Source organism: Rheinheimera sp. (assembly GCF_020217005.1).
Classification (GTDB): domain Bacteria; phylum Pseudomonadota; class Gammaproteobacteria; order Enterobacterales; family Alteromonadaceae; genus Pararheinheimera.
In genome coordinates this window covers 1-10,000 of record NZ_JAIWOI010000105.1, presented here as the reverse complement: position 1 = coordinate 10,000, position 10,000 = coordinate 1, and the positions used below count along the sequence as shown (strand labels likewise).

Below are 10,000 nucleotides of genomic sequence, written 5' to 3'. Positions count from 1 at the left end.
AGATGAAGGCCAAAACCCGAACTTCCTGAACGATCAAAACTATCAGAGCCCACGTTCAGTAAGGTTAACAGCCCGTTATTCCTTCTAAATCCCCTTCGTACTTGAAGCCGCAGCTTTGTTGACTGCGCCTTCTTGCCCCGGGCACATAGTGATCTATGTTGCCGGGGGCTCGAAGGCTTGTCGTCGAGCTGGCGCACCAATGACCCTGCGCATTGGGGGGACGAAGTGTTGCGTTATTAAATAGCCAGGCGAAAAGCAACTGGCGTAACGGAATTAAATCTGATGCTAAATCCATCTAAGAAATCTCTCACTCTACTGCCATTGGCCTTGAGCTTCTGTGCATCTGTTCAGGCGGCGGAACTGACTGCAGGTAAAGAACTGTGGTTGTTTGGCGGCGGCGAGCCTATTTGTTCCAGTGTGGAACTCAAACGTTGTGCGCCAGATAAACAAGCCGCAGCTGCCGCTTATTTTCAGCAGCATCAGGGCGTGACTGAAAAAACATTCAAGCCTGATGCTAAACGCATCGCTGAATTCAAAGCTTTGCCCAAATGGCCGGATAAAGCGGCTCGAGCGCAGCAGGTCAAACCCTTGCTACTGACTAAATTAGAGCAGATGCAAAACAAAGACTGGCCGGAAGACAGCTGGTATAGCGAATTTGAGCGCTTTGAGTTATCTGACGACGAGCAGAATTTACTGGATGATGTATTTGAACAGCGGCCTGTACTGAAAGACGGCAGCACAGCTCAGGTTAAAGTCTATTTTGACGGCACAGAACTTTATGTGCAGCAGATGTTTCAGCATTTTATTCAGTCAGCGAAAAACCGTGCACTAGCGCGTGCCAAAACCTCTGGTGCAGCAGCCGTTGCCAAAGTGACAGCACAAAAACCTAAGTTAGTGCTGATCAGCGCTTCCTCCAACAGCCCTATGGATTGGGTGGATTATTACCTGCAGTTGTTTAATGCAGCTGGTGCTGATGCGGTCTGGTTGCCGATAGAACCTGCTTTGGTGCAGGCAGGTAACTGTGACACTTTAGACGAGGATCGATTCCGCTGGAATGGTCAGTATAAACGATCTGAACGTTACCCGGAGCTGGCAGCCTATCAGCAGCAGATGTGCCGCAATCCTGATTTGATGAAGCAGTTGCTGTTGGAGGCTGACGCTATTTTTATTAACGGTGGCGATCAGTCGCTGACCATGCGTAGTCTGCAGAAAAAGCCGGGCGAATTTACTGAACTTGCCAGGCTATTGCATCAGCGTATTGATGCCGGAGTACCACTGGCTGGCTCCAGCGCTGGTACTGCAGTGCAGGCGGGTTATGCAAAGAAAAAGATCCCGATGATCAGTGGTGGTCAAACGGTAAAAGCACTGCAGTATGGTGCTTATGCTACCGAACCTAATGCCCCTTTATGCCAATACCATCAAAGCTGCAGCTCAGATTTGGATGGCAGCTGGTTAACCTATAGAGCTGCAGGTGGCTTGCAGTCTTTTACTTTAGGGGTGACAGACACGCATTTTCGTGAGCGCAACCGCGAAGGCCGGTTATTACGTTTATTGATCGATACCAATACAGATTTTGGTTTTGGTATGGACGAAGCCACAGTGCTGCGGGCTAATTTTATTGACCCGGACACAGCGCAATTACAAGTCGAAGGCCGGGGTGGTGTCTGGATCGCAGATGCCAGCGAAGCGAAAGCAAAGGCTGTAAAACAAGGCGATAAAACCACAGGCTGGGTTGCATCAGGTATGAAGTTCAGTCGTTTACTCGCAGGTGATACCGCCTTTTTCCAGCAAGGTATTCAGCAGGCCAAGCTGCAATGCACTGCGCCTGATCTGGTAGATAACAACAAAGTAGCACCTGATACTTATTCTGCTGTAGATGGTCGGGTCTGGCAAGCCTTACCAGGCAAGGTGCAGGCTTGTCAGCGCGAAGATGGCCGCTGGCGTTACCTGAGCTTGCCTATGAGTCTACAGGTGACTTATGAGTGAGTTGCCATCCGGCATCAAAGCAACAGGCTGGCGGATGCCAGATACCTTGCTGATTGTGTTTGCGGTATTACTTTGCTCAGCCTTGCTGACTTTGATAGTGCCGCAAGGTCAGTTTGATACAGCTTTGGATACCAACACAGGGCGGCAATTGTTGCTGGCCGACAGTTACCGCACTGCACATAACGGCGAGCCTCAGGCTGTGTCTTTATTTGCCGACGGTGAAAAAACCGGTGTCTTGACGGCATTTTTTGACGGCATGACCTCGGGCTCCAGAAATGGCTCAGCCATTGGCGTGATTATTTTTATTCTGCTGGTGGGCGGCAGTTTTGGTGTGCTACTGCGCACTGGCGCTGTGGATGAATTGCTGAAGCTGTTGATCAGCAAAATGCAGCACAAAGCCCGCTTGTTATTGCCTGTGATGGCGCTGTTTTTTTCCTTAGGCGGCGCTATTTTTGGCATGGGTGAAGAGGCGATGGCCTTTGCTATTTTGTTGGTGCCTTTGGTACGAATGCTGGGCTACGACGCTATTACTGCTGTGCTTCTGACTTATGGTGCCACTCAGATAGGTTTTGCCACGTCCTGGATGAACCCCTTTTCTGTGGCTATAGCTCAGAGTATTGCCGGTTTGCCGCCTTTGTCCGGCTCGGGTTTTCGGATTGCCATGTGGCTGGCCTTTACGCTGAGTTATATCGCCTGGTTTATCTGGCGGGCGGAACGGCTCAGACGTAAAGCTGATACTCAGACTGATTTTCAGATTGAGCACCAGTTTCACTGGGGCCATTCGCTGGTCGTTTTGACCTTAGTAGCTGGCATGGTGTGGGTGGTCTGGGGTGTGGTAACTCAGGGCTATTTTCTGCGTGAAATTGCCACACAGTTTTTTGTGATGGCTATTGTGGCTATGACCTTAGGCACAGTGCTGAAACTAAATAATGCGGGTTTAAATGACTATGTCGACGCCTTTAAAACCGGCGCCTCTCAGTTGTTACCTGCAGCTTTAGTGGTGGGCATAGCCCAAGGCATTATTTTGCTGCTGGGCGGCACCAATCCTGAACAGCCCACCATTTTAAATACCATGCTGCATTCTGCCGCCAGCAGTATCAATGGCCACTCAGAGCTATTTGCGGCTCAGGCCATGCTGGTGTTTCAGAGCGGTTTTAATTTTTTCGTTACTTCAGGCTCAGGTCAGGCCGCTTTAACTATGCCTTTGATGGCACCTTTGTCCGATCTGGTGGGTATCAGCCGTCAGACCGCTGTGTTGGCTTTTCAATTAGGTGATGGTTTAGCGCATCTGTTTTATCCCACTTCGGCAGCTTTGATGGGCACGCTGGCCATAGCTGGTGTTGAGTTTACCCAGTGGCTGCGCGCTATGTGGCCGCTGTGGTTATTACTAACCGGCATGAGCATGCTGACTATGTGTGTGGCTGTGGCTATAGGCTACTGAAGTCAGGTTATTGAATTTTCTCAATCAGGGCTGCTGTCAGCCGGAGCAACAAGGATTTTTTATGATCACCAGAATAGTAAATGGGATCTGTTATTCGCCTGAACCTTTGGGGCAAACCAACCTGTTGGTGGCAGGACGACAAATTGCTGCCTTAGGTGAGCAGGCAGAGCTTGAAGGCAGCATAGTACAAACAGTGGATGCCAGTGATTGTTATGTAGTGCCGGGTTTAGTCGATTCGCTGGCGCATATTATTGGCGGTGGTGGCGAAGGTGGATTTCGCAGCCGCACCTCTGAGCTGAAAGTGACAGATGCGATTGAAGCTGGCGTCACCACTTTAGTGGGTGTACTTGGCACGGATGCTGTCACCCGTACTTTAACCAATCTGTTGGCGAAGGCCCATGCGCTGGATGAAGAAGGTTTAACCTGTTATTGCCACACCGGCTCTTATCAGGTGCCGGCTTATACCCTGATGGACGATTTACTGCAGGATTTGGTGCTGATCGACAAGTTTATTGGGGTAGGTGAAGTGGCGATAGCCGATCACCGCTCGTCGCAGCCGACAGTGCAGGAGCTGGCGCGTCTGGCCTCGCAGGCTCGTGTGGGCGGAATGCTCTCAGGCAAAGCTGGTATTGTCAGTGTGCATGTTGGGCCTTCACCTGAAGGCATCACGCAATTGCTGCAAGTGGCGTCAAGCACCGATATTCCTATTACCCAGTTTTATCCGACTCATATGAATCGTAATCAGGCTTTGCTGCAGATGGGTTTTGATTATGTGTCTCAGGGCGGTTATATCGACTTAACCACCAGCACTACGGCTCAGGATTTAGCCCAGGGTGAAATTAAATGTGCTGATGCCTTGTTGCAGGCGGTGCAAGCAGGCGTGAATTTACAGCATCTGACTTTTTCGTCCGATGCTAATGCCTCTTTGCCTATGTTCGATGCGCAGAATAATTTTGTTGGTTTAGGTGAAGGCCGTATCGCCAGCTTGTACGAAGAAATGACGGATGCGATTCGTTTAGGTGTACCGGTGCAGGATGCGCTGCGGGTGGTGACTGCAAACCCGGCTCGTATTTTAAAGCTGCCACACAAAGGCCAGTTGCAGGTCGGCGCTGATGCTGACTTGTTACTGATTGATAAAAATACCCTGCAATTAAAAGCTGTAATGGCGAAAGGCCGCTGGTTATTTTCCGATGGCCGTGTTGCTGTAGAGCGCAGCAGCTTGTTTTTCTGAGTTAATTCTTTATTGATCCATTCTTTATTGATCGAGCCAAGCAAAGGTGTTGATTTTTCAGCACCTTTGTTTCCACAATAGCAGCCTGACTAAAAGCTAAGGATGCGGCCATGACTCCCGCTGTTTTGCTGCTAAAAAAACTCAAAGTGCCGCATCAGGTATTGGAATACCAGCACGACCCAGCGGCTGAATCTTATGGTCTGGAAGCTGCGAGCAAGCTGGGTTTAGCTGCGCCACAGGTGTTTAAAACCTTAGTAGCGGCTTTGGATGGTAAAGAGCTGGTCACCGCCATAGTGCCTGTGGATCAGCTGCTGAATATGAAACAGCTGGCGAAAGCTGCTGGTGCAAAAAAGGCCGCTATGGCGGCCGCTGCGGATGTGGAGCGCAGCAGTGGTTATGTGCTGGGTGGTGTTAGTCCGCTTGGGCAAAAAAAGCTGTTACGGACTTTTATCGACGACTCGGCTGCTGGTTTTGAAACTATCTATGTCAGCGCTGGCAAAAGAGGGCTGGAGATAGGGCTCAAGCCTGCCGATCTGCAGGCTTGCCTGAAGGCTAAGCTGGTGAGCCTATGTCAGCACGAAGGTTAAGAGTTAAGCCTAAGTCTTAACCGAGCGTGGTATCCAATACCATCATCACCGCAAAGCCAACCATTAAGCCCAAAGTTGCTGCGGTTTGATGGCCATTGCGATGGGTTTCGGGTATCACTTCGTGGGACACCACAAAAATCATAGCGCCTGCAGCTAAACCTAATCCCATAGGATAAGCGGCGGCAAAACCACTGGATAAACCTACGCCTATTAAAGCGCCTAAAGGTTCTAAAATACCGCTGGCGGCTGCGACAAAAACAGCAAAACCCGGTTTAAAACCAGCGGCTCTTAAGGATAAAGCCACAGCTAAACCCTCAGGTATATCCTGCAGCGCTATGGCAGTGGCCAGAGGCAAACCGACCGACATATCCCCATTAGCAAAACTAACACCCACCGCCATACCTTCAGGCAAGTTGTGTAAGGCGATGGCAAACACAAATAACCAGATGCGGTCGCAGGCCTGATAACCTGGGCCACAAGGGCCGGTTTTATCGTGTTCGTGTGGGGTAAAGGCATCTAAACCCAGCATCAACAACACACCAAGTGCCATACCAAAGACGACGACCAAAGCCCCCATAGTGTCGCTTTGAAATAGCTCTGTGCCTGCTTCTATGCCCGGTAACAATAAAGAAAAAGCACTGGCGGCCAGCATCATACCTGCAGCTATACCTAATAAACTGTCTTCCATCGCCTGAGGCAAACTGCGAAATAAAAGAGCTGGCAAAGCACCTAAGGTAGTAGCAACAAAACCTGCTGTGCCGCCTATTAACGCCAGCTTTAAGTTTTCAGAAGAAGGAGAGTTGGATAAATGCACTATGCTTTGTGCCAGCAAAATCAGCACAGCAAACAAAGCCAAAACTAAACCTACAGCAGCCAGTTTATGTTCACCGGCATGCTGTTTCAGTTCAGAAAACCAGGCAGAGTTGGCAGACAATGATTGAACCTGATCCGACATAACAATTCCTTCTGAATCCTGATGGATGCACTGATAGTCAGTAGAGCAAGTAAGGCTGCCTACTGCAATAGCGCGGCAGCCTGAATCATAGCTTTTTATGCTGCCGCTTTGAGTTTATGAAAACTGTTGCTGCTCAGCAGCAATAAAGTCAGGGGCAGCAGCGTCAGATAAAAAGCGGTTTGTCCGCCTAAAGCGGCAAAACTATGGCCTGTGACTATAGAACCTGTGGTGCCACCTAAAGCGGAAAACACTACTATTAAGCCTGTCATAGCCGCATGTTGCTGCTGCGGCAGGCTGGTTAAGATGGCCGAATTTAACATGGGGTAAATAGGTGCCATAAAAAAACCTATCAGTGGCAGCAGATAAGCTGACAAAGGCGCTGTCCATAAAGTCACGTCAGGATCGGGTTGAATTTCATGGGTTAAAGGCAAAGTCAGTAACACCAATGCCGCCATCGCCAGCAGGCAGATGTTACAGAGCAGGTGCCATGGAATAAAACGTAAGATAAAGCCTGCAGATAAACGCCCTGCAGCTAAGGATGCAGCAAAAATACTGGTGATTTGCACGCTTAACTGGCTGGGTAAATGCAGCACTTCGTTATTAAAAGTCGGTAACCAGCTGCCTATGCCTTGTTCTATCAATACATACAAAAAGGCAGAAACAACAAACACAAACACCAGCGGCTTGGCGGTGAGTTTCAGCATGGCGACAAAGTCGTTCACACTTGTGCTTTGTGGGTCCAACTGTAAAGCCGGGAAGTTGGTGGAGCTGACCAGCGCGAAAGCCAGCAGACTTAAACCTGCCAGATACCAGTACACATCCAGCCAGCCGTTGCCTGAGCCTTCTGTCATAAAGGCGGCAAAAAACCAATAGGCGGTCAGTACGCCCAGCATAAAAAAACCTTCAATAAAATTCAGCACAGAAGCATGTTCAGCTTTGCTTTTGGTGATTAAACCTAAGGTGGCATAGACCGATACTTTAGTCAGTGCAAAAGCCACACCTACGCAGAAAAACAATAACTTACTGGTGTCAAAAGAAGGGAATAACGGCATCAGTACCGAAGCCCCTGCAATTAGCAACAAGGCAATTTGCAGCGCTTTTTTGTAACCCAGTTTGGGTAGGGCAGAAGCCACCAGAAAAGACACTATGGCAATGGGCAGGTCTTTAAAACCTTCCAGCACACTGGCGGCTTCTTTACTGACCTGAAAATTCTGGATCACTTGCAGTATCACTATGCCAACGCTGTTGAGCAGCATGGCGAAAATAAAATAGATCAACAGCAAAGCTGCTTTGATGCGGATGGTATGCATAGATGCACCTGTTTCTAATTTTTTTGTTGGTTTTTTACCCTGTCTGAAAATCATCATACAGCTATTGCAATCGATTGCAATGCTTGTATTATTAAAAATAACGAGCAATTCATCCCCAAAGTAATTGGTGTTGCAGCAAGGCCGCAAGCGACCGAGTCCCCATGAACATAGTGGTCCTATGTGATTGGGGCGAGGAGCGCAGTCAACACAGCTGCAGCTTCAAGTACGAAGGGGATATCAGATATAGGTAACACCGTGACTTTATCCGCAGTAGCCAGCCAGACCATAAACCATGCCCTTGAAATTGATGAGTGGCAGCTTGTGGATCAGCAGTTTGACCCCGATCAGTTGATGTTAAAAGAAACCTTATTCAGTCTGGCAAATGGTTTTATTGGTAGTCGTGGTACCTACGAAGAAGGTTGTAGTGCAGGCGCCAGCTGCGAAGGTACTTACCTCAACGGTGTTTATAGCTCTGAACCTATTCAATATGGTGAGTCCGCGTACGGTTTTGCCAAAAATAACGACAAAATGTTGCAAGTGCCTGATGGTAAAAGCCTGCAACTGGCGCTGGACGGGCACTGGCTGGCGGTGTCGGCAGAACAGCCTGCGGAACGATATCTCGATTTACGCACCGGCATCTTAAGCCGCGAGCAGTTATTTACCAGCCCTTCAGGCAAGCAGCTCAAGCTACAAAGCCGCCGTTTAGTCAGTTTTCAGCGTCCTGAACTGATGGCGATTGAATGGACCATCACAGCACAAAATTTCTCCGGGGCTGTGTTATTAAAGTCTTGTCTGAATGGCCAGTACAAGTCGGTATTTAAACCAGACGACCCTCGTGTTGGCGAAATGGCGCTGGAAACCAGCTTAAAACCTGTGGCGCAGCAGGGCATTAAAGATAAAGCCGATTGCAGTTATTTGCTGCATCAGGTGCATGGTGCTGATTTCCAACTGGTGTCTGCTATTGTGCATCAGTTTGCTGATGATGTTCGCTTTATGGATCAACAGGTTGAGCCTAACTTACTGACCCAATTGTTTGAGCTGCAGTTACAGCAGGGGCAGGCGGTTCGTTTTAGTAAATACATCAGTTATCAGGTGGCATCCAAACAGGCCGACACTCCATTGCCTGCAGCGAAAAACGTACTGCACCAAGCCGTTACGGATGGCTTTGCGGTGCTGGCGGCAGAACAGCAGCAGTATTTAGCCGACTTCTGGTTGCAGTCGGATATCCAAATCAGCGACGACCCGGCGCTGCAGCAAGGGTTACGTTTTAACTTATTTAGTCTGGTGCAATCAGCTGGCCGTAATGGCGTTAGCAATATTGGCGCTAAGGGCCTGACCGGACCTGGTTACGATGGCCATTATTTCTGGGACACCGAAATTTACGTGATCCCGACTTTAAGTTTTTGCCAGCCCGACACTGCCCGTCAGTTGTTATTGCAGCGTTTTAGTCAGCTGGACCAAGCAAAAAACAGAGCGCGGCAGATGTCGCATGACAAAGGTGCTTTGTATCCATGGCGTACTATCAGCGGTGATGAATGTTCGGCTTATTTTCCGGCAGGCACAGCTCAGTATCATATTAACGCCGCCATAGCTTATGCCATTCGAAGCTACGTTCTGGCGACAGATGACTGGGCTTTTATGCAGCAGGCCGGTGCTGAAATGCTGGTGGAAACAGCGCGTTTATGGCTACAACTGGGTTTTTTCAGCCAGCACAGTGGTCGTTTTGAAATTCATCTGGTAACAGGGCCTGATGAATATACGGCTTTGGTGAATAACAACTTCTACACCAACGCCATGGCGCAGCTGCATTTAAGTTTTACCGCTGAAGTCTTGGCAAAGCTTGCGACACAAAATCCTGAGTTTTATCAGAGCTTTTGCTTGAGGCTGGCTGTGACGCCAGAAGAAATCCAAAGCTGGCAACAAGCGGCAGAACTGATGTATTTGCCTTATGACGACAAGCTGCAGATCAGTGCGCAGGACGACAGTTTCCTCGCGAAAAAACCATGGGATTTTGCTGCAACTCCTGCCGACAAATACCCACTGTTGCTGCATTTCCACCCGCTGGTGATTTACCGCCATCAGGTGTTAAAACAAGCAGATTTAGTGCTGGCGATGTATTTGCTCGACCAGCAATTCCCGCGTGATTTAAAAGCGCGCAATCTGGCCTATTACGAGCCGTTAACCACTCATGATTCCAGTTTAAGCAGCTGCATTCATTCGGTAGCTTTTGCTGAAACAGGTCAGACGGAACGCGCTTATCAGTTTTTTGCCAACACAGCGCGGATGGATTTAGATAACTACCATCACAACACCGAATACGGTGTGCATATTGCCTGTATGGCCGGCAGCTGGTTGTCTGTGGTCTGTGGTTTTGCAGGTATGCGCAGTCGTCCACAAGGGTTGTATTTTGAACCTAAACTGCCGGCAGCCTGGCCGGAGCTGAAATTTAAACTCAACTACAGAGGCCGGGTGCTACAAGTGCAGGTTAGT

Annotated in this window: 7 protein-coding genes; 5 read left to right on the top strand and 2 right to left on the bottom strand. The window is 49.2% G+C overall.

What is annotated here, in order from left to right:
* Positions 1-282: 282 nt before the first annotated feature.
* From LDL40_RS05120 to ybaK, 4 genes are all read left to right on the top strand, one after another.
* Entirely contained in the window at positions 283-1,986 is a 1,704-nt protein-coding gene (locus LDL40_RS05120; protein WP_300994089.1) for a cyanophycinase, read from the top strand.
* Positions 1,979-3,427: a putative basic amino acid antiporter YfcC gene (gene yfcC, locus LDL40_RS05115; RefSeq protein WP_300994088.1), complete on the top strand. Its 1,449-nt coding sequence runs from the start codon at positions 1,979-1,981 to the stop codon at positions 3,425-3,427. Before LDL40_RS05120 ends, yfcC begins: the two co-directional genes overlap by 8 nt.
* 61 nt (positions 3,428-3,488) lie before the next feature.
* Complete coding sequence (iadA, locus tag LDL40_RS05110; protein WP_300994087.1) at positions 3,489-4,658, top strand: beta-aspartyl-peptidase; 1,170 nt, start codon at positions 3,489-3,491, stop codon at positions 4,656-4,658.
* Positions 4,659-4,768: 110 nt separating this feature from the next.
* On the top strand, positions 4,769-5,245 hold the full coding sequence (ybaK, locus tag LDL40_RS05105; RefSeq protein WP_300994086.1) for a Cys-tRNA(Pro) deacylase: 477 nt from the start codon (positions 4,769-4,771) through the stop codon (positions 5,243-5,245).
* Positions 5,246-5,261: 16 nt separating this feature from the next.
* On the opposite strand, the gene LDL40_RS05100 is transcribed toward ybaK, so the two are convergent.
* Together LDL40_RS05100 and LDL40_RS05095 are read right to left on the bottom strand one after the other, a co-directional pair.
* Entirely contained in the window at positions 5,262-6,200 is a 939-nt protein-coding gene (locus LDL40_RS05100) for a ZIP family metal transporter (protein WP_300994085.1), read from the bottom strand.
* A gap of 95 nt (positions 6,201-6,295) precedes the next feature.
* Positions 6,296-7,510: a sugar MFS transporter gene (locus LDL40_RS05095; RefSeq protein WP_300994084.1), complete on the bottom strand. Its 1,215-nt coding sequence runs from the start codon at positions 7,508-7,510 to the stop codon at positions 6,296-6,298.
* Positions 7,511-7,765: 255 nt separating this feature from the next.
* On the opposite strand from LDL40_RS05095, the gene LDL40_RS05090 reads away from it, so the two are divergent.
* A partial coding sequence (locus tag LDL40_RS05090; RefSeq protein WP_300994083.1) for a glycoside hydrolase family 65 protein occupies positions 7,766-10,000 on the top strand: 2,235 nt, incomplete at its 3' end.

Bases quoted from the DNA above. Each gene is read 5' to 3' on its own strand.
- LDL40_RS05120 (WP_300994089.1), top strand. From the start codon at position 283: ATGCTAAATCCATCTAAGAAATCTCTCACTCTACTGCCATTGGCCTTG.
- ybaK (WP_300994086.1), top strand. From the start codon at position 4,769: ATGACTCCCGCTGTTTTGCTGCTAAAAAAACTCAAAGTGCCGCATCAG.
- LDL40_RS05095 (WP_300994084.1), bottom strand. From the start codon at position 7,510: ATGCATACCATCCGCATCAAAGCAGCTTTGCTGTTGATCTATTTTATT.
- iadA (WP_300994087.1), top strand. From the start codon at position 3,489: ATGATCACCAGAATAGTAAATGGGATCTGTTATTCGCCTGAACCTTTG.
- yfcC (WP_300994088.1), top strand. From the start codon at position 1,979: ATGAGTGAGTTGCCATCCGGCATCAAAGCAACAGGCTGGCGGATGCCA.
- LDL40_RS05100 (WP_300994085.1), bottom strand. From the start codon at position 6,200: ATGTCGGATCAGGTTCAATCATTGTCTGCCAACTCTGCCTGGTTTTCT.